We start from the raw sequence: 22,152 nt of genomic DNA, 5'->3' as shown, positions 1-22,152 counted from the left end.
TGCTTATGAGAACCATAACATTGCAGTTGATTTCAACTTGAAATATAAGGCAACAAGAACTTCATCTTTTCTTTCGTACAGTAAAGACTAAGCAATATCACTTCGCCTCTTTAAACGCATCAATCGCGGCTTGGCGGGTTGCCTTCAGATCCACAATTGGTTCGGGATAATCGAGCGAGTGTGAGTGACGCTTTTTTAAGTTTTCTTTATGTAAAATACGCTTATCGACTTTGGCTAATTCTGGCACCCAACGCTTAATGTACTCTCCTTCAGGGTCAAACCGTTCTGCTTGGAGCATAGGGTTAAACACCCTAAAATACGGTGCTGCATCGGTGCCGACCGATGCTGACCACTGCCATCCACCATTATTTGATGGAAAGTCGGCATCCACTAATTGCTGCATGAAATACGCTTCGCCTTTGCGCCAATCAGCCAATAGGTTTTTACACAAGAACGAAGCCACTATCATGCGTACGCGGTTATGCATCCACCCTGTTTCATTCATCTGTCGCATACCGGCATCGACTATTGGAATGCCTGTTTTTCCTTCGCACCAGCGCTGAAAGTGGGTGTTGTTGTCTGTCCACTGCACCTTATCAGTCCAAGCTTGAAAGGGGTTATGTTTACATACCGTAGGCTGATGCCACATTACGTAGCGATAAAAATCGCGCCAGATTAATTCGTCACACCAAGTGTTAATGGCTTTCTCGCTGGTGCTTTCATTTCTTATTTGCCGCGCTTTTAGCCAACATTGCTTTACCGACAATACCCCTACCGCTAAATAAGGTGAAAGTTGTGAAGTACCAGCATCACTTGGAATGTCGCGTTGTTGTGGGTAATACTGTAATGCTCCGCCTATAAATTTGTTTAGCGCTTGTTCTGCTGCGACTTCACCCGCTGCTATTTTGCAGTCACTCTGTGAGTTAGCAGCAAGTTGATTTTGATAATGCTTTATCAATTCATCTGACTGCGTTAATAATTTATTTAATTTATTATCGTTTATCTCTGATTGCTGTTTGGGCGTTGGGTCGAGCATTAAGTCATACTCAGCCAACATGCTTATGCATGCTTTTTTAAACGGAGTGAATACTTTGTACGGCTGGCCACTTCCGTTTAATACTTTAGCGGGATGTATTAAAGACTGATCCACCAATCGGTGAACGCTAACTGATGCGCTTTTTTCTAACTGTTCACATAACAGCTTATCTCGTAATCGCTCATTAATCGGGTATTCCACATTAAAACATAGCGATTCAATGGATAATTCATCAACCATTTGAACAATGTCTTCTACCGCACCTTCAAATGTTTTTGAATCTAGAATGATTAATGGAATATTGAGATCTGCTAACTGGGCTTTTAGCACAGTTAAATTATCTAAAATAAATTTAAACCGTCTACTCCCTTCACCATGTTGTTGCATTTGCTTTTCGCAAATACAGTACACTCCAATAACGTGAGAAGACGTATCGCACGCTTTCGTTAAGCCCGGATTATCTGCAATTCGTAAATCGTTACGAAACCAATGTAGTGCTGTGCTCATAATATGTTCAATTTATACGTTGTGATTATTACTGCGTGTGGCTTACATGATGACGCGTGCCATTAATTCATCAGGATAGGGTTTTAAGTAAGACTGATTAGCCAAATAAGGCACGTCGTATTCTTTCAAGTAATGCCGAAGCAACGTAATAGGCGCCATTAACGGTTGAACGCCCGTACGGTATTTATCAATTATTTCTGTTAACTCTGCCTTGTGCTCTGCACTTAAATATTTTTTAAAATATCCCTGCATATGCATGAGTGCATTGGTATGATTTTTTCTTGAAGCTGGCTTACTAAGCGCTTCCATTAGCAATGTAATATATTCACTTGCCACCTGATCCGCAGTGTCTTTCGAGGCACTGCCGAGTAGCGGCCCAAGTTTGCGATAAATTTCTTGGCAATGTGCCAAAATAGTAAATTTATGCTTGGCGTGAAAATCCATTAACTTACTTAATGATACTTGGTTATGAGTACGGGAGGAGGCTGTTGCCGCTATGCTTGAGTCTAACGCTTCGCCTGTCATTACCGACTCATTATCAGCTTGGCTGGATACCAAAGAAGGTTCACTTAACGCAGTGTTATTAATGATGTTGTGTTTCCATTCATGGTAGATCATCACTCTTGTTAAGAAACAATCCCTAATCGGCAAATCATTTAATCTTCCCTCATCTTCAATAGGTAACAAGGGGTCTATCTTGCTCACAATATTGGCAAAAATGCCTTTTCCAGCATCAAGAGGGTTACCGGCCTCAGAATAAATTTTCACCCGAAACGGCCCACATGAAGGCGATCCTTTAGCCAAAATAAACCCTGACACCGCACGAATAATATTGGCGCAACTGTATGCGTATTCTTTCATTGGCTGTGTGTAATCTTTATCAGCGTCTTTCGTTTCAACTAAACAAATTCCTTTGTCTGCTTTTTCTACCAATCGAATTGTTGGCCGAGGGGTGCCCATGCCAATTGCCATTTCAGGGCATACTTTGGTGTAGTTAAACACCTGCGATAAGGTATCAATACAATAGCGTGACTGCTTATGCCCGCCATCAAAGCGTACCTTTTCACCCATTAAACAAGCACTTATTCCTACTGGTATTTTTTCCACGTACACCTCGCAATTCGCATATTGTTAACACCCAGCCATTTTTCTAACTGCTCTAAAAGTATAGATTCTATTTACGCCACCGCAGTAAAAATACCGCAGTAAAAATAAGGTACAGAGCATCAATAAAACGAATGAATATTATGACTACGTTATTATAATAAAAGGCCAACCCAAAGGGCTGTTGCATCAGCTTGCTGTTGCTTTAGTTTGAAGAGATTACGTATTCATTACACGTATAGATCAGTAGAGAATATTTGTGGAAATCAATATTGTTGTAGATAAAAAATCGGCGCAGGCAAACACATAGCCACCTAGTCGCTTTTAATTAACATCAGAAGAAAAGCACTCACCTATCATCAAAGTCTTCCATTAACTCTTCCACACCACCAAATGCGTCATCATCCGTTTGACCAAAAAATAATAAGATGAGTAACAACAATAACGGATTGTCGTGTTTGCTCAACCACTTTAAGCCAATTAAAAATACAGCTAACAGTATAATTTCCACGTTATTTTCCCTTTCAAATACTGCATTTTGCTTTAAAGTAATTGATGGTTTGTGTAGCCATGTGCGCTTATGGCTTAAACAAAGCAACTGCTCAATAACTTGAGTTATTATTTTATTAAAACTTACAGATCCTAATACCGTTAGACATTAAGACCGTGCCGCCAATGCCACTTTTACTGCTGGCCCTAACCTTTCAGTGACCAAACGCTTAAACCCATCTTTATTTGGGTGAATTTCATCATCCCATTCTGGCACTTCAATGCCCCATTGCTGGTGCACCAACAAGGTATTATGCGTATCTACTACATAAAACAGTTTATGGGTAACCGATACATCCAACAGCATTTGCTTAAAGTCTTGTAATAACACTGAAATAATATCGCGTTGCAATTGCTGGCTTGTTATGTGTTTACATAACATCACTGGCAGTACCCAAGGGCCTCTTACCGTGTTAAAAAACACTTCAGCCCCTTTATTTCTTGGGTAAATATATTCGTATGTATGCGCGATTATGGGCAGTTCGGGCCGAATTTTATCGCGAGTTGCCAATAACGTTAAATAGGCTTCCTTAACCGACGCTAGCATCTCTTGCCACAATGCATTATTAATGTAATTACGCGGCTCGTTTCCTTCTGCTTTTACAATAAGCTTATATAAGCTAAACGCATCGTTGGTATTGTCTAAAATATCATTACCACCAGCGCTGAATATCAGTAATGAAAAATCAAACTGCTGGCCTTTTAAAACCGACTGTAAAAAGCGTAACTGGCTACCCGACATCATTTCAGCCGCCAGGTGGCTAACTTCGCCCAGTGACAATATATTACAACGGCCATTCAAATAGCGGTTCAGTTGCACCGTCAAATTGGATACATGTGGCAGAGGATGCCCTATCCATGAGTCACCTTCCATCAAAATTTGCTTACGCTTTGGAAAGCGCTGAACTAAGCGATAAAAACTCTCACGGCTATGTGCAATGGCCATAACTTTACCTCTTTAGTCCATTAATAGTGATAATTAGTGGAATATTAGTTGATATTTCATAAATGTAAAATAAAAGTGATGTAAATCTTTAACTTATTCGATATAACACCGAAAAATTAAGTTAATATAACGAAATACTCATCATTAAAAGTAAAGGATTACCTATGACATTTAACGCGACCTTGTGGGGAGAGCTCACGCTTGTACTAATGATATTCTCAACCTGCATACTATATGCAGGTTGCTACAGAAAGGGGATTATCAGCAAACGGCATCTAGTCATTAATATCGTCGCTTATTTACTGTTGCCGATAGGGGTAATTTATACTTTTTACTTATTGGCAAAAAATAGCCGTCATACCTAAAACACGTTCACAGCAGCATTGTATGTGCCTCGAAGCTACTGTTCAGGCTCTTCAACTAACTTAGGTGGCATCATGCCCGGGATCCAGCCTACTTGACCTTGCTTAAGCCGTGTTCGCAGTTCATTTATGTCAGACACTATTTTTGTTAGCTTCTGTTGCGCTTGGTGGTAACCGTCGCTGGCACGTTGATAGCGTAATTCTTGCAATGGACTTACGGGAGATAAGCTTTCACTGCGACTCCAAATTAAATAACCAATGTAATCAGCTACTGGTGTTGCTGTTGGTTCAGCATATTTTGCAATCACAAAATTACCACTAACTAAAATATCGACCTCGCTGAGCGCCTTTTCTATCTTATCTATTTTGGTTAATAACTCAGGAGTAACTTGAAGCGTTTCGGTTATCGCTTTTCGCATTTCTTTTACCCGCGTATTTAAGGTTTCCAAATAACGTTGCATACCAACAATTGCTTTATTTAGTTGGCCTACCTTCAAATCAAACGCAACGTCTTGTTGCCTATTGTTACTCGAAAAAGTACGACTATCTATATTCGCTACCTCAAAGGTTTGCTGTTGCTCATATTCTGTAAGCTTACCTTGCTCATACTTAGCAACGGTAACTGTATAAGTGCCGGGCGCGACTAACGTACCTAATGTGCGCTGCCCTTCTTTTACTACTGGGTCAAAACTTGGATAGCGTAGATCCCAATTAATTCGGTGGAAACCTTGTTTAGCTTGAGTTGTTAATCGCCTAACTAAATTACCGTCTTTATCTGAAATGCTAAATATTAATGATGCTGGCTGTTCAAGTTCTTCAGCTTTTAACGTTTCCCAACTTGGATATTGCACATCTTTTCGTTGGTTGAGTAATTGGCGCTCTTTAAGTTTGCGCTGCTGCTTTAACGATTTAAAAGATTCATTAACATAGTAGTTAATAAGCGCACCGTATGGTGGGTTCGGTGCAGTGTAAAAGTTAGCACCTTGCATGGCTTTATCGGGTAAGCCGAGTGGGTCGTGCTCCACATATTGCAATACTCGCCTTACTGGAAATAAAGTAATCGGCTGTTTTGTTAACTCATCCGCATTTACTCGCAACGGCGAATAGTCGTCCAAAATAAAGAAACCTCTCCCGAATGAAGCCAACGCTAAATCACTTTCACGTTGCTGAATATCAATATCGCGAATAGCGATAGTAGGTATGCCGTCTCTTAATTGATGCCACTTCATCCCGCCATTTTGACTAAAGAAAATACCAAACTCGGTACCGGCAAATAGTAAGTCTTTATTTTTATGATCTTGCGCAATAGCATGAACGGTGCCTCTACTGGGTAAATTACCACTGATATCCACCCATTTTTTACCTTTGTTATCACTTCGAAATAAGTAGGGTTTAAAGTCGCCACGCTTGTGATTATCAAAACTCGCAAATACGGTACCTTCTTCAAATAAAGAGGGGTCAATGTCACTTACATAACTGTATCTGGGAACTTTGAGTGGCCACTTTGTTTTTTGCCACTGCTTTCCACCATCTTCAGTATATTGAATTAAACCGTCATCTGTGCCCGCATACAGCAACCCTTCTTTAATGGGCGATTCAGCCAGCGCGATAACAGCCCCATAAAAAGACGTCGACTTATTCTTCGCAACCGCATCAATGCTCCACACTTTATCCATAACTTTCATTTTGTTGCGATCTAAATTACGTGATAAATCGTTGCTAATCGCTTGCCAGCTATTACCTTTGTCATCGCTTTTAAATACTTGTTGCGACGCATAATAAAGCCGAGAGGGGTTATGTGGGCTAATAAGTAATGGTGAGCTCCAGTTAAAGCGCTGTGCAATATTCGGATTGGGCGATACCGGCTTAATTTGTACGCGCTCACCCGAGCGTTTGTCGTAACGTGCTAAACCTCCGTACTGATATTGCGAATAAATAATATTGGGATCGGTAGGGTCGATAACGGTTTTAAAACCATCACCAAATTGTGTATAACGCCAATCACTGTTGCGAATACCATGACTGTTGGTAGTGCGATGCGGTGCGCCTAATGAAGCGTTATCTTGGCTGCCACCAAAAATATTATAAAACGGTAGGTCGTTATCAACAGTAACGCCATAAAACTGGGTAAGCGGCATGTTGCTTTTGAATGACCAGTTTGCAGCCCTATCCCACGATTCATACACCCCGCCATCAGTGCCAATTAACAAATGATCTGTATTGTTGGGGTTAATCCATAGTGCGTGGTTATCAACATGTTTGTGTGCTTCCCCCGCTTTTTGAAAGGTTTTACCGCCGTCCTCGGTTACCATTAAATAGGTATCTAGTGAATACACTCTGTCTGGGTTATGTGGATCAGCCACTATTTCTTGATAATATTGCGGACTATTTGAGTTGTAATTGCTTTGACGCTGCCAACTACCTCCTGCATCGGTAGAGCGAAAAAAGCCACTCTGCCCTTCTGCAGCTTCAACGATGGCGTAAAGTGTGTACGGCTTTACAGGGGAAATTGTTAAGCCAATTCTGCCTAAATCAACGTTGGGTAATCCTTTCATAATTGCGCGCCAAGAACGCCCCGCATTCTCCGACTTATATATTGCAGATTCTGGCCCGCCATTGATTAATGTCCACACATGGCGACGGCGCTGATAGGTTGAAGCATAAAGTACATCAGGGTTACCAGGTTCAAAAATCACTTCGTTCACACCCGTATGTGGGCTGATACCAAGTACAATCTCCCACGTTTCACCGCCGTTAGTGGTTTTATATAACCCACGTTCACCACCTTTATTCCACAGTGGCCCTTGTGCAGCTACATACACTGTATTTGGGTTACGCGGGTCAATAATAATTTTGCCGATGTGTTCAGAGTTATGTAATCCCTTGTGATACCACGTTTTGCCGCCATCTAACGACTTATAAACCCCGTCACCATAAGAAACTGAGCGCTGCGCATTGTTCTCGCCCGTCCCCACCCAAATGATATTAGGGTTACTAGGATCCATCGCTAATGCACCAATCGAGTAACTTCCTTTTCGATCAAATACCGTTTCCCATGTAGTACCCGCGTTGGTCGTTTTCCATACGCCTCCCGATGCAGCGGCAACATAATAATGAGCAGGATTGTTAGGATTAACAGCAAAGTCACTAATGCGCCCACCTGTAATTGCAGGGCCAATATTTCGTAAAGGAAGGCTAGTATAAACACTCGCATCTACCGTGTTACTGTGTGAGTAAGGTGCAAGCGGAACCAGTAAACATAAGCATAAAAAAACCAACCCGTATTTCACGTAAGCTGTATCAACCATACCTCTCCTATACCTTAACGCCACAAGTGATACTTAAAAAGTTAAGTCATATATAACAGATGAGTATAGAACATCAGAAAACAACCCTTCACTTAATGGTTGTAAATATTTATGCGTTGCGTTAGGTGGTCGCAGCCCTCACTAGCAACCTACATCTACGCTAAAACTGATACGTTAATTTAGCCCCAATTTGCCGCCCTACTTGATAAGTTGCACTGTCATCAAAGCTACTTAGTTCGTATTGATTAGTTGCATTTTTGAGCCACACTTGAAGCTGCCAGTCAGGCTGCCATTGGTAGACAAACTGAGAGGAAAACGTAATGGCCTCAGGTAATGCCTGCTCTGAACTGGCAATATCCGTTTTTGCACCGCGATATTGCATTGTGACGGTGGCGCTAAAAACATTATCTGCATGATTTAAATGGGTTGGCTGATACGTTATTGCAAGTTGATGTTCGCTAGGATTGATATCCGCTAATGGCTGGTGCCGACGGTTACTCGTGTTGTCACTTGTCGAGTTATTATTCTCATAGCCTTGTAACCAATGTCCGCCTAATTGCCATGACCATTCAGGGTTAACCGTGTGCTGGATCTGATAAGTAATGCCGTAGATTTTACCTGAATCGAGATTCTGATATTGTCGTAGCTCATCGTTTAGAGTTACCCGCTCAATATAGTTATCAATGGTTTGTTGAAATGCGTTAATGTGATACTGAATATCCTCTAGCTGCTGTCCTGCCCCCAACTCAATATTCACACTGCGCTCGGTGTTTAAGGTACTATCGCCCAACGTTACACCGCGTGGCGTAGCGCCATTAAAATACAATTCGGTTACCGATGGAATACGAAAAGCACTCGCAAGTTGTGCTTGAACATAATAGTCGCTGGGCAATGCATAGTATAAATGAGTAAAACCACTGGTATTCCAGCCACTGGTTTTATCATGCTCTGTATCATGTTCCGTATCATGCTCCGTATCATGCTGTGCTAGCGTATTATTACGCTGATGATGATACGCCATTGCGCCACCGATGACCCAACTAAGCTGGTCATACTGACGTGCCACGGTGACTGAAGCATTGCTATTCCAGTGGCTCGCATCAAGTATTGGTTGTTGCCACCGCGGTGTTAACAACGCAGGTATTGGCGGTTCATCACTTTCTTTACTGTCAGCTGTTGCTAACCAAGTAAACTCTGTTTCATCAGCTTTTATATTGGTTCTAGCATCTACACCAACACGCCATTGTCCTTGCCAATCACGCCATTGAAATAAACCATCAAGCGCTATACCAAAGTCGAACGATTGGTTATTCACTACATTTTGTCTTTTATTTACACGGTTAACTTCCGTTTGCTGTCGTTGATCATGAAAATACACCGCCCCGTTTATATCATCCTTGTGGCTACTGGCTGAGGTTAATTGAAACGTCATTTTACCTAACACGTGCTGGCTGGTAGGGTACAACGTATATTTTTCCGAAATTAAGTCGTTATTTGCTTTACCAATATTATTACTATCACTCACTAGTAACCACGCATCGTTTAGCCAAAGCGTACGACCATCGGTTTCATTCCCCAATACAGGTGCATTCCAATGTCCACGTAATAACCCTAAATGTTGCTCATATTGATTAAAAATAAAGCCTGAATGTGCATCTGTTGTATTTTCGGCTGAGCGACTATGTAACGCAAATCCCAAAGCATATGGAGACGGTAACGATTGAGTCGACATTGCGCTTTCGCTGTTTCTTCTAGCGCTATCACTACCTGTACCACTTAACTCTGCTTCATTGATAATGGTTAACTCTCGGCCTTGATCGCGACTACTCAAGCCTACTTGTATACGTTGACTATTTGCATCTGCTGGATCAACCAATTGCACATCGACTGCACCACCTATAGCGCCTGAACCAAAATAGCTAGAAGATGCCCCCATCACCGCATTGATTGAATCAACCATTGCTGGCGCGATAAACGCAGCACTACTACCAGCACGCCGTTCAGTATGGATAGGTATTCCTTCAATTAACGTTTGTACTCGCCAACCCGAGAAGCCACGCATGTTATACATTTGCAAAAGGCCGCCTTGGCCAGACAGGCTAACCCCGGGCACGCTATCTAAAAAATCGGTGATATGAGCAGGTTGAGCTACATCACTCTGCTCAACGGTATTAATGTGTGTGCTATTTCGAAAAACTTGATAAAAATGAGGCTGTCTAGTAGTGACTCTAATGCGTTCAATGTCTTCTTCAGTATGTGTATTCTCTCTAGCCTCCAGTTGAAACACTGAAGAGGTCTCGCCGTATGCCATATTGCAAAAAAAACTCAGTAAGCCCAGCAACAACATAGCTAACAGTGAGTTTGATGAAATAGGCACAGATAAAAAGTGGTGGAAATTAATTTTCATCTAAATAAGAGATGGAAGCAGGAAAAACGAAATTGACACAACATGTTGAAGCATACATTCCTCATTTATAGGTAACACCTTAAAATATATAACTTAAATTGACTTTCAAGCAAACAGAATACAAGAAAACACATAGAAATAAATTGTACCTAGTAAAAAAAGTGACAACTCCCTACATTTCACACCTAACTCCATTCATTAAACCCTAAAAGCTACAGTTGTTTGTTAGGGTGTTCATTTTACAACCACATCAATATTCAGTATGTATAATACTTTCAGGGCGTAGCGTAGCCATAAACCTTTAAAAACTGCGAGTAAACTTTTTCATATTCACCTGATTCCTGAAACTTTTTTAAAGCTGTATTAAATTCGTCACAATATTGTTGATCATTAAAACCCATGTAGGTATATACAGGCGGAAATATCGTATGAATTTGATAGTCAGAAGGGTTGAATTTGTCTTGTGCTATTTGCTTTAACGAGTGCAGGAATAAATACTTATCACCAATACTGACATCCACTAAATCTTGCGACAATAACCTTGCTTGATCGGTCACGTTACCCACTTCTTGATATTTAGGGTTTTTCTCCATAAATGCTTTATATTTATCACCCAGCAAGTTTAACGCACGCTGATAACCCACTACCGTCTTACCACTTAATTCTTCCAAAGACATGATTTTAAATTTTTTGCTAGTGCGGGTTATGACGACATCTTCATAACGAAACACTGGATCAGTGATACAACCTTGCACCTCAGCTTGATTAAAAATATTAGCGGCGCCATCTGCCTCACCTTTATTTAACATGTTAAGTAAACGCTTAGTCGGCATCATATACAGGTACTGAACTTGGCGGTCGGGTATATGTTTATAGACACCATCAATGATACTTTTAAACAAGGCTGGTTCACCTTCTGGCGCAAACATAGGCTGAAAGTCGCCAAGCGCAATAATGACGGTATGTGCGTGCGAAGATAGAGGAACAATCAACAAAAAACTTATAAGTAGCGGCAGTAAAACGTTAGTGCGCAATGTAGTCCCTACCCGACTGCAGCAATGTTTCAAATTAGTCACTAAAGCTTGTAAATACTTTATCCATGAAAGCGTCATTCGAGCACCTAATTTATGGCTCAAATTATACTGAGATAAAATCTTTAATAAGATATGTTGTACAGCAAAACGTATTGTTACCATAACGCAAAAGACCACCCATCAGGCCGTCGCAATCATTAACGCGTGCGCAGCTTTCACATAAAAGACAGTGCCTGCTTTAAGTGTAACGTAAAATTTTACGATTGCATTATTGCCTTAACTAACCGTTATTCCGCGCTAACACCTGAGGAATGTCGCTTATTCCATTGCGTTAACCAACTCACAAACCCAGCCAATTCTATGGGTTGTGAAAAATAAAATCCCTGGCCCAATGTACACCCCATGCTTTTAAGCTTGTTCGCTATCTCTTCCGACTCAATCCCTTCTGCTAAAACGTCTAAAGACAAATTTCTCGCAATATCAATAACGGCTCCTGTTATTGCATTGCTGTGTTCAGCTTTGCTTTGCTCCCCAATAAATGAGCAGTCTATTTTCACCTCATGTAACGGAATATCACTTAAATAAGACAATGACGAATATCCTTTACCAAAATCATCTATGGACAGCCTAACGCCCCTGCCGTGCAAACGGGTTAGCACGTCTTTGGTACTTTGCGGCTTACCAAGTAGCGCACGTTCAGCAATTTCTAATCCTAACTGCGACTGATTAATTCCCGCTAGCTCGCACGCGTCTTCAATCGTTTCTGCTAAATCATCATTCAGTAATTCTTGGCAGCTAATGTTTAACGCTATTCTTGATGTTAAAGACGCTTTTTTTAATTCAGATAGCGTTGCTGTTGCTTGATGAATTAACCATTGTGTAAGCGGAAAAATGACGCCTGTTTGCTCTGCCAACTCTGCAAACTCATCAGCAGGAATCAACCCTTTAGCAGGATGATGCCAACGCACAAATAGCTCTGCACCAACAACCGCTTGATTGATTAAATTAACTTGAGGTTGAATATAAAGCTGTAGTGAGTTCTGCTCTATTGCTTCTCGTAACTCAGCCATGATTGCTAAGCGTTCTTCAGTGTGGCGCAATAATGTGGGATCAAAAATAACGGCTTGCGCTTTATCTTTCCTACCATTTTCTAGTGCGGTATGAGCAAAGCCTAATAATTGCTCGATTGAGTGACCATGTGCAGGGTATTTAGCAATGCCACCCGCAAATTCGAAATCCAAGGTACAGCTTTGCAGCACTAGTGGCTCTTGCAGTGCATGCACTAAGCGGTGATATACCTGCTCAGCTAAATGCTGCTTGTCAGCACTGTCCATCAAAATCGCAAAATCGACGTTCCCTAAACTAGCCACATTTGTATTCATATTAAGGGGGGTGTTTGCGTCGGTTGACGCTGATGCATCTTGACTGTTATTGCTAGCGTAATCCAATGTGACAACTCTGGCTTCATTCGCCAATAGCATTTTTAAACGCTCTGCCAGTTGAGTAAGTAGCAAATTACCGTTGGCATGCCCTAGCGCTAAATTTATTTTCTCAAAGTTCAGTACTTTTATGACCAGTAACGCATAGTCTGCTTGAGGTTGCTGTATGAGTTTGTCACCTACTTGCGTCAACTTTAAGCGGTTAGGCAGACCTGTGGTGGGATCGTGATAAGCATTATAAAGCTCCGCGGTTGTATTTCGTTGAATTGCTTCAATTTCGCGTCGTTCAACTTTGAGCTGGTCAAATATATTAAACAACACAAGTAAACTGAGTAATAAATTAGCGATTGTGATCAGACGGATTTCAACCATCTGCAAATACACCATACCCGCTACGGCAATAAACAACAGCACCAATAAAATACTTACTAACTTGACTGCCGCTTTTCCTTTCTTAAATAAAAAAATAATCGCTAACAATGAAGAGACATACACCACCACCGCCATGCCCAATAGCGCAGCACCTTTTAAAGGAATGGCAATTAACACCACAGAAGCAATGGAAGCAACAGATGCGAATAATGACAACTCACTGCGGTACTTAGATAGTTGTAATATTTGAATCAACGACAAGGTTGCTAGCGCACCCACCAGCAAACCGTTTAAGTGAGGAGAAAAATACAGGGTTTGTGCCATTGCTGACGGTGTGAATAGCGAACCGAATAGCATAATCAGTAGCGTAAATAGGCGATTTGACGACATAGATGAATTTGGGAGACATTGGTAGGACAAAGACTGGCGCCAAAATCCACTCTTGGGCCCACCAGTCAATCGTTTAAGTATTCCAGATCTTTTAAAGATGTTCATAAACAGCGCCAAAAACGGTTAATTGATCCACTTGCATACACATAATTGAGCGACACACTTCCACATTAAAGGTTGCCAACCTGAACATTAAGATTTGTAAGCCTTAGTTATAATCCATGTTTGCGCACAACAAAAATGAGGCATGCAAAGCCCCTCTCCTCCCAAGTATAGTGGGCAACAATAAATTTGCTTAATTTTCCTGTAGTTGAGAATAATGAGCCAAGAAGTAATGCTAAAACGAAGAAGTTACAAGATACAGGTAACTTATATTGATTTGATAAGCATTGAGCTTGTTTAGAAGTAAAACACCTCTAAACAAGTTTCATGTGTAGTATGAATATATTATTGCTTCACCACATTACCTGCAATCACCAGCTGTTGTAATGGATTACAGCCAAATTGATAAGCAAGCTGCGCGGGCTGAGCAATGTCCCATAATGCAAAGTCTGCGCGTTTTCCTACTTCTAACGTACCACGGTCGTCTAAGCCAAGTGCTTTAGCAGCATTTCGGGTAACACCTGCTAACGCTTCACTTGGGGTTAATCTAAATAATGTACATGCCATATTCATCATTAATTGAAGCGAACAAATAGGTGATGAACCCGGGTTGAAATCGGACGCTACAGCAATATCTAACTGATGTTTTCTAAACAAATCAAAGGGCGGTAACTTGGTTTCTCGTAATGTATAAAATGCGCCCGGTAACACAACTGCAACCGTGCCACTTTTCGCCATTTTTTCAATGCTAGCTTCTGAAATATATTCAATATGATCCGCAGATAAACCATTTAGATCGGCAACTAGCCCTGCTCCGCCTAAATCCGATAATTGCTCGGCATGCAGTTTTACCTTTAAACCTAGCTCTTTTGCCTTGGTTAACACTCTCTCAGTTTGTTGGTATGAAAAGCCTATCCCTTCACAGAATACATCTACTGCAACGGCTAAACCACGCTCAGCCACTTGAGGCAACATTTCATTGCAAACCACATCAATATAACCATCTGCATCGTCTTTATATTCGGCAGGTAAAGCATGTGCGCCTAGAAAAGTAGACTGAACATCCACCACATGATGTTGGTTAAGTAACTGTGCAACCTCCAGCATTTTAATTTCATTTGCAGTGTCTAAACCATAGCCTGATTTCACTTCAACAGTTGTCACACCTTCGGCCATCAGTGCATTAACATGTTTATTAGCAGCCACAAAAAGCGCCTCAGCCGAGGCTTCTCTGGTTGCTTTTACAGTGGAAAGAATACCACCGCCTTGTTTAGCAATGTCTTCATAAGATGCACCGCTAAGTCGCATTTCAAATTCGTTAGCACGATTACCACCAAAAATTAAATGAGTATGGCAATCAATCAGCCCGGGCGTAATCCAGTTTCCTTTACCATCGTAAATTGGCGTCGATAAAGCATCAAACTCTGGCAATGCATCCTTAGAACCTAACCATGCAATTGCGCCCTCTTTTATAGCAATAGCGGCATTTTCAATCGTGCCGTAAGCGCATTGAGTATTAGCAACCATCGTCGCGATATTTACATTAAGCCAAACGGCATCCCACTGTTGCATGGCGTCCTCTTTATTATTTTTTAGCGAATGAACTTGTATATACAACCAAATTATGCCACATTTTTAATAGGCATAAACCCCTAATGGTAAAGAATCAATATAATGGCGCAACCAAAATTTATCACGATAAAGCAGTACATCACCAAACAGATTGAATCTGGTGAATGGCCTGAAAATAGCCGAGTACCGTCAGAAAATGCATTATCGTCAATGTTTAACGTGAGTAGAATGACCGCAAGACGCGCTTTGCAAGAGCTCACCGAGCAAAGTATTCTCACGCGCACTCAGGGGTTAGGCACCTTTGTTGCCAATATCAAGTCACAATCTTCGTTGTTAGAGATTAGAAATATTGCTGATGAAATCCGTGAGCGTGGTCACAGCTATAGTTGCCACCAAATTAAGTTAGAAAGTACCAAAGCTGACTCTACTACAGCCATTGCGTTAGGGATTGATGAAAATACAACGGTTTTTCATTCCATTTTAATTCATCAAGAAAATAGCATTCCTATTCAAATGGAAGAACGTTTTATCAATCCAAAATTTGCGCCTGATTATTTAGCCCAAGATTACCAAGTAATAACGCCTCATGAATACCTTTGTGAAGTAGCACCACTAACAGAAGCAAATCATACCGTTGAGGCGATAAATCCAAATTCACAACAACAAGCTTGGCTAGCATTAGATGCTCCAGAGCCATGCTTGCAAGTATCCCGACGAACATGGAGCCGTGCAGGCATCGTAAGTTACGCTCGCTTGATTTCTCCCGGCACCCGCTACCGTTTGGGAACTCATTTAAAAATTCAATAATTTCAAATAATGACCATTTACGAATATACCTAAAACCATTGGCGATGCAGATAACGACTGCTGCATCCTCAAGTGCAACGGGTATAGATGATAAGAGGAAAAAATAATGTCAGATAATCGCTTAGATACTTCCCGCGTAATTCGCGCACCAAGAGGCAGCGAAATTACCGCCAAAAACTGGCTAACCGAAGCCGCAAAACGCATGTTAATGAATAACCTAGATCCTGAAGTTGCAGAACACCCGCACGGTTTAGTGGTATACGGCGGAATAGGTCGCGCAGCAAGAAATTGGGAATGCTTTGACAAAATTATCGAAACCCTTGATCGCCTTGAAAATGACGAATCGCTTCTGGTGCAATCGGGTAAGCCAGTAGGCGTATTCAAAACCCATGAAAACGCGCCCCGTGTATTAATTGCAAACTCAAATTTAGTACCACATTGGGCCAACTGGGAACACTTTAACGAGCTAGATAAAAAAGGCTTAATGATGTATGGCCAAATGACCGCAGGCTCGTGGATTTACATTGGCTCGCAAGGCATTGTACAGGGTACATACGAAACCTTTGTCGCAATGGCGAAACAACACTTTGATGGTAATGCAAAAGGCCGCTGGATTTTAACAGGTGGCCTAGGCGGCATGGGTGGCGCTCAACCACTTGCAGGCTCAATGGCTGGCTACTCAATGATTGCGTGTGAAGTAGACGAGTCACGCATCGACTTCCGCTTACGCACAGGCTACGTAGACAAAAAAGCCACCAGTGTTGATGAAGCACTAGCAATGCTAGAAGACGCGAAGCAAAACGGCCAAGCTGTCACCATTGGTTTATTAGCAAACGCAGCCGACGTCTTTGAAGAATTAGTAAGCCGTAACATTACGCCTGACGTAGTGACCGACCAAACCTCAGCACACGATCCATTAAACGGTTACCTACCACAAGACTGGACAATGGAGCATGCCGCAAAGATGCGTGAGTCAGATCCGCAAGCAGTAGTCGCAGCCGCTAAAGCGTCTATGGCGGTACAGGTAAAAGCAACTTTAACAATGCAAGAACGTGGCGCATTCGCGACTGATTATGGTAATAACATTCGCCAAATGGCGTTTGAAGTTGGCGTAGAAAATGCCTTTGATTACCCGGGATTTGTGCCAGCCTATGTGCGCCCACTATTCTGCGAAGGAATCGGTCCATTCCGCTGGGTGGCGCTGTCGGGCGATCCTGAAGACATTTATAAAACAGATGCAAAAGTAAAAGAGTTAATTCCAGACAATCCACATCTACACAATTGGTTAGATATGGCTAAAGAGCGCATTCAATTCCAAGGTTTACCTGCTCGTATTTGTTGGATTGGCTTAAAAGACCGCGCGCGTATCGCTAAAGCATTTAATGACATGGTGGCAAACGGTGAGTTAAAAGCGCCAATCGTTATAGGACGTGATCACTTAGACTCTGGCTCAGTCGCCAGCCCGAACCGTGAAACTGAAAGCATGCAAGATGGTTCTGACGCCGTGTCAGATTGGCCGCTATTAAATGCACTGTTAAATACCGCAGGTGGTGCTACATGGGTGTCATTACATCATGGTGGCGGTGTTGGCATGGGCTTTAGCCAGCATTCTGGCGTGGTTATCGTAGCAGATGGCACTAAAGAAGCTGAACAGCGCTTAGGTCGCGTACTTTGGAACGATCCGGGCACAGGTGTTATGCGTCATGCTGATGCAGGTTATGACATCGCGACAAACTGTGCAGCTGAGCAAGGTTTAGATTTACCTATGCTTGAAGCCAACAATTCAACGGAGAAGTAAAACATGATGGAATTAACATTAACGCCTGGCACGCTTAATTTAGCGCAACTTAAGCGCATTGCTCGCGAGCCAGTCAAGCTGTCACTTGCCAGTGACGCACATACTAAAATTAACCAATCTGCCAATGTTGTTAGCCAAGTTATTGCCGAAGACCGAGTAGTATACGGCATTAATACAGGTTTTGGCCTGTTAGCCAATACGCGCATAGCCAATGAAGAATTAGAGCTGTTGCAACGTTCAATTGTACTTTCGCATGCTGCAGGTACGGGTGAATTAATGAGCGAAGATACCGTGCGTTTAATGATGGTACTAAAGATTAATTCATTATCTCGCGGTTTCTCTGGTATTCGCTTATCAGTGATTGAAGCCCTAATCAGTTTAGTTAATGCTGAAGTATACCCTTGTGTGCCGAAGAAAGGATCGGTTGGTGCGTCTGGTGATTTAGCCCCACTTGCTCATATGTGCGTGCCGCTACTAGGCGAAGGCGAAATGCTCTACCAAGGTAACAAAGTGACCGCTAGTGAAGGCCTGAAAATCGCAGGTTTATCGCCGTTAACTTTAGCACCAAAAGAAGGCTTAGCATTGTTAAATGGTACGCAAGCATCAACCGCGTTTGCATTAGAAGGCTTATTTAAAGCAGAAGACTTATACGCTTCAGGCGTTGTTGTAGGTTCAATGACACTAGAAGCAGCAATGGGCTCACGCGCCCCGTTCGATGCACGTATTCATGACATTCGTGGTCAACAAGGTCAAATTGATGCCGCTGCTGCGTATCGAAATATTTTAGGCGATACATCTGAAATTGGTAATTCGCACTTAAACTGTGAAAAGGTGCAAGACCCATACTCATTACGCTGCCAACCACAAGTAATGGGCGCATGTTTAACGCAAATTCGCAATAGTGCGGATATTCTACTAGCAGAAGCCAATGGTGTAACTGACAACCCATTAGTGTTTTGTGACAACAACGATATTATTTCAGGCGGCAACTTCCATGCTGAACCCGTCGCCATGGCCGCTGATAATTTAGCGCTGGCAATCAGTGAAATTGGTGCATTATCAGAACGTAGAATGGCATTATTAATCGATGCCACACTAAGTAAACTGCCTCCGTTCTTAGTTGAAAATGGCGGTGTCAATTCGGGCTTTATGATTGCTCAAGTAACTTCAGCAGCATTAGCGTCAGAAAATAAATCGCTTGCTCACCCTGCGTCTGTAGATAGTTTACCTACCTCTGCAAACCAAGAAGATCATGTATCTATGGCAACGTTTGCTGCACGCCGCTTAACCGATATGGCTGAGAATACGGTAGGTATTCTTGCGGTAGAATACTTAGCTGCAGCACAAGGACTAGACTTTAGAACACCACTGAAGGCATCTGAAAAAGTAGAACAAGCAAAAGCAATATTGCGTGAAAAGGTAACCTATTACGACAAAGACCGTCATTTCGCGCCAGATATTACTCATGCTGAAAATATTTTAAGAAGTGCGGTATTGAACGAGTTATTACCAAACAATAGTGTATTAAGTTAATTAAATAACTACTAATCACTCTACAAGACACGTGAGGGCCTGTTTGCTAAGCCCTCTCTTTAATCCTCTCCACAAATTGTTTAAACGCGTTAGCGCTGCCTTGAATATTTAACAAGTGAATTTGCTGTTCTTCCAATAAAAATACATACCCCTGTTTTTCTTTTTTATCATAGCTGCTAAATACTTTTATATTGTTTCCAACGGTGGTGTTGCTAACTTGTTCGGCGTTTATTGCTAACGAAGCTGCGGTTTCTTCAGACAAACTGGATAACCATGGTGGGAAGCTCTTTCTTAACGCTGGATAAAATAAGCTATTAACAAAATCATGCTCTATTTCGGTTAAGTCAACTGCGCTATTGAAGCTTTTAGGGTTGATAACCTCATGGGAAAAAGACCAATCACTAAACTTAAATATAAGCATGTTCCCAGTATGCGCTACCACTTTTGGTTCTGAATATGACAAGCTAAGCTTACTTGAAAGGATTAACTCACTTGCAACACACGAGCTAGTAAGCAAAATGGACACCATCAAACTACCAATTATTTGTTTCACTTCGACTCCTAACGACATTAAGAAACAGCAATATAACACAAGTAAAACACTTTAAACCCCTAAGTAACTTCAAGTTGAAGCTGCAACTCAACGCGAATTAATAACTTCAACGAATTAACCGACAAATACTGCCTTTTTAGTGTTCAATTGGGTATTTTGCGCTAAGATGTAGCAATCTAGTCGTATCTATTTAATGTATTAAAAATCAATGCCGTTAAATGGAGTAAGAAGTAATTTTCGATTGAGCAATCCTATATGAAATTAACCATCGCGAATAAAATCATCGCTGGATTTGGTGTCATTATTCTTTTGTTAATGGTACTTAGCGTCGCCTCTTATGTGTCTTTAAAAAATATTGGTACAGCAACACACGACGTGAATGAAACAGCCATGCCTGTTTTAAATAAAAGTAATTTATTGCAAATTAACCTGCTTAAGCTAGCCAAGTTAAGTGCGTTGTCTTTTACCACTGATGCACTCCCTCAAATAAATCAAATGGAAACGGTATACCGTAATACAGCTTCTGCATTTAATGATGAAAGTACAAAATTTAAAGATATGCTAAGTGGCAATCCAGCCTATCTCAAAAAGCTCGATTCCGCATTAACCGAGTATCAAGAATATAACTCTGCCGTTACTCAAATGTTTATGTCAAAAAAGCGTACAATTGATTTAACTGCTGATCTTAATCAAGTACTTGAGGATGCTATCGCCTCGTTGGATGAAGCTGGCGCTTTATTAATGGAGCTGTCGTATATTGAAACTGATAAGCAACAACAATTAGAAATTGTTGCTGGCACCGCGGCGCGTATTGATGGTCAAATTTTTACCTTTATTAATTCTCTAAAAGAAGTTAATGCTGTCACTACCAATGAGCAATTACAAAAGCTTAAAGAAGGCATTGATTTTTCGTATGGTGATATAAGTAATAATATCGACTACCTAAAGCAAAGTGCTGAGGGACTACCAACAAACGGTTTGTTAAAGTCATTTAATGAGGAAATTGCCAAGCTAAACGAGCAAGTTAATGGTAATGATGGGTTACTGTCATTAAAAGCTGAGCATCTAAACGCTGTTCAAAGTACGAAACTCTTACTAGATCGTTCAGAACAAGCTGTTACCGCTGCTATCGAGGCGCTAGACCAACTGCTTCAAAGTGCACAAGCACAAACCGATAATTTACAGCAAACAGTTAACGGCACCATTGAAAACAGCACCTATATTACTATTGGCTTTGGCATTGGCTTACTCATTATCAGCTTATCAATCGCTGGTTTTACCATCAATGCAATGCTGACCCCATTAGCAGCAATCAACAAAGTACTAAAGCACATTGCTAATGGCGACTTAACTAAGCAGTTACAAGTTAAATCTGAAGATGAATTTGGGCAACTCTCACTGAATGTGAATAGAGTAGTGACAGACTTAAGAGGGTTAATCTCTGGTATTTCGGACAAGTCATCAAGCCTCAGTCAATCATCACAAAATACTACTAATGAACTAATCGAAATAACAGACTCCATTGTAACTCAAACCTCGCGCATAGAGAGTGCGACGCAAATTGCTAACAATATGGATGTGGTAGCAGAACAAGCAAATAGCATGGCAATAACCGCTACCACTAAAATGAAAGATGCCAACCAGCAAAGCGAGCTAATTGGTAATATTTCAAATTCAAACACAGCTCGCATTAATGATTTAGCCAATCAATTAGATACTGCAAACGATGTTATCTCACGCGTACAGGAAGAATCTAACAATATAGGTGGCATCATTAATACCATCACGAGTATTGCTGAGCAAACAAACTTATTAGCGCTAAATGCAGCGATTGAGGCAGCCAGAGCGGGCGAACAAGGTCGTGGATTTGCAGTTGTTGCCGACGAAGTACGCTCACTTGCTGGAAGAACGCAACAATCTACAACCGAAATACAGCAAATGATTGAAACGTTACAAACGGAAACCGATGCGGCTGTAACGGCCATTGAGCAAGGTAAAACTGACGCACAAAGTTGTGTGGAACACACTCATGAGCTCACTAATAATCTAGCCACAATACAACAAGCCATCAGCGAAATGTTTGAAATTGGCCATGAAATAGAGTCATCAGCGACCACGCAAAATGGCTACAGCCATGAAATAAAACAGCTATTACGAGAACTCCTCGTCGAAGCTGAACAAAACGTGAAAAAGACAGATGAGAGCCAGCATCACTGTAAAGAAGTGTCTAAACTCGCTGTACGATTACAAGAATCTATCAGCGCGTTTAAAGTGGCGTAAAATATTATAGAGCTACTCTTCAGCAGGGTAATCAATGTAGTAATGGCATCGTT

14 protein-coding genes are annotated in these 22,152 nt (G+C 41.5%); 4 read left to right on the top strand and 10 right to left on the bottom strand.

Features of this window, described 5'->3' with window-relative positions:
* Positions 1 to 97: 97 nt before the first annotated feature.
* The 9 genes from phrB to hutI form a co-directional block, all read right to left on the bottom strand.
* On the bottom strand, positions 98 to 1,543 hold the full coding sequence (gene phrB, locus HUU81_RS02355) for a deoxyribodipyrimidine photo-lyase (protein WP_199610676.1): 1,446 nt from the start codon (positions 1,541 to 1,543) through the stop codon (positions 98 to 100).
* 42 nt (positions 1,544 to 1,585) lie between these two features.
* Complete coding sequence (locus HUU81_RS02350) at positions 1,586 to 2,650, bottom strand: YbgA family protein (RefSeq protein WP_199610675.1); 1,065 nt, start codon at positions 2,648 to 2,650, stop codon at positions 1,586 to 1,588.
* A gap of 346 nt (positions 2,651 to 2,996) precedes the next feature.
* Positions 2,997 to 3,158 carry a hypothetical protein gene (locus HUU81_RS02345; protein ID WP_199610674.1) on the bottom strand — a complete coding sequence of 54 codons (162 nt, stop codon included), beginning with the start codon at positions 3,156 to 3,158 and terminating at the stop codon, positions 2,997 to 2,999.
* Between the two features lie 147 nt (positions 3,159 to 3,305).
* The gene (locus HUU81_RS02340) at positions 3,306 to 4,142 is read right to left on the bottom strand and encodes a hypothetical protein (RefSeq protein WP_199610673.1); all 837 of its coding nucleotides are present in this window, start codon (positions 4,140 to 4,142) and stop codon (positions 3,306 to 3,308) included.
* A gap of 400 nt (positions 4,143 to 4,542) precedes the next feature.
* On the bottom strand, positions 4,543 to 7,812 hold the full coding sequence (locus HUU81_RS02335; protein WP_199610672.1) for a VPS10 domain-containing protein: 3,270 nt from the start codon (positions 7,810 to 7,812) through the stop codon (positions 4,543 to 4,545).
* Positions 7,813 to 7,972: 160 nt separating this feature from the next.
* Entirely contained in the window at positions 7,973 to 10,123 is a 2,151-nt protein-coding gene (locus HUU81_RS02330) for a TonB-dependent receptor (protein ID WP_199610671.1), read from the bottom strand.
* 371 nt (positions 10,124 to 10,494) lie between these two features.
* A complete protein-coding gene (locus HUU81_RS02325; RefSeq protein ID WP_199610670.1) occupies positions 10,495 to 11,253 on the bottom strand; it encodes a substrate-binding periplasmic protein in 759 nt (252 codons plus the stop codon).
* Between the two features lie 287 nt (positions 11,254 to 11,540).
* Entirely contained in the window at positions 11,541 to 13,454 is a 1,914-nt protein-coding gene (locus tag HUU81_RS02320) for a putative bifunctional diguanylate cyclase/phosphodiesterase (RefSeq protein ID WP_199610669.1), read from the bottom strand.
* Positions 13,455 to 13,901: 447 nt separating this feature from the next.
* Complete coding sequence (hutI, locus tag HUU81_RS02315) at positions 13,902 to 15,128, bottom strand: imidazolonepropionase (protein WP_199610668.1); 1,227 nt, start codon at positions 15,126 to 15,128, stop codon at positions 13,902 to 13,904.
* 102 nt (positions 15,129 to 15,230) lie between these two features.
* On the opposite strand from hutI, the gene hutC reads away from it, so the two are divergent.
* The 3 genes from hutC (at position 15,231) to hutH (ending at position 19,266) form a co-directional block, all read left to right on the top strand.
* Positions 15,231 to 15,935, top strand: a complete 705-nt coding sequence (gene hutC / locus HUU81_RS02310; protein ID WP_199610667.1) for a histidine utilization repressor — start codon at positions 15,231 to 15,233, stop codon at positions 15,933 to 15,935.
* 106 nt (positions 15,936 to 16,041) lie between these two features.
* The gene (hutU, locus tag HUU81_RS02305; RefSeq protein ID WP_199610666.1) at positions 16,042 to 17,733 is read left to right on the top strand and encodes a urocanate hydratase; all 1,692 of its coding nucleotides are present in this window, start codon (positions 16,042 to 16,044) and stop codon (positions 17,731 to 17,733) included.
* A 3-nt stretch (positions 17,734 to 17,736) separates the two neighbouring features.
* Positions 17,737 to 19,266, top strand: a complete 1,530-nt coding sequence (hutH, locus tag HUU81_RS02300) for a histidine ammonia-lyase (protein WP_199610665.1) — start codon at positions 17,737 to 17,739, stop codon at positions 19,264 to 19,266.
* 46 nt (positions 19,267 to 19,312) lie between these two features.
* Here the strand turns inward: hutH and HUU81_RS02295 are convergent, their stop codons facing one another.
* On the bottom strand, positions 19,313 to 19,819 hold the full coding sequence (locus tag HUU81_RS02295) for a hypothetical protein (protein WP_199610664.1): 507 nt from the start codon (positions 19,817 to 19,819) through the stop codon (positions 19,313 to 19,315).
* 255 nt (positions 19,820 to 20,074) lie between these two features.
* Here HUU81_RS02295 and HUU81_RS02290 point away from each other — a divergent pair, with 255 nt between their 5' ends.
* The gene (locus HUU81_RS02290; protein ID WP_199610663.1) at positions 20,075 to 22,099 is read left to right on the top strand and encodes a methyl-accepting chemotaxis protein; all 2,025 of its coding nucleotides are present in this window, start codon (positions 20,075 to 20,077) and stop codon (positions 22,097 to 22,099) included.
* Positions 22,100 to 22,152: the final 53 nt, after the last annotated feature.

Source organism: Flocculibacter collagenilyticus (assembly GCF_016469335.1).
Taxonomy (GTDB): domain Bacteria; phylum Pseudomonadota; class Gammaproteobacteria; order Enterobacterales; family Alteromonadaceae; genus Flocculibacter; species Flocculibacter collagenilyticus.
This window is presented reverse-complemented; position numbering and strand designations above follow the sequence as displayed.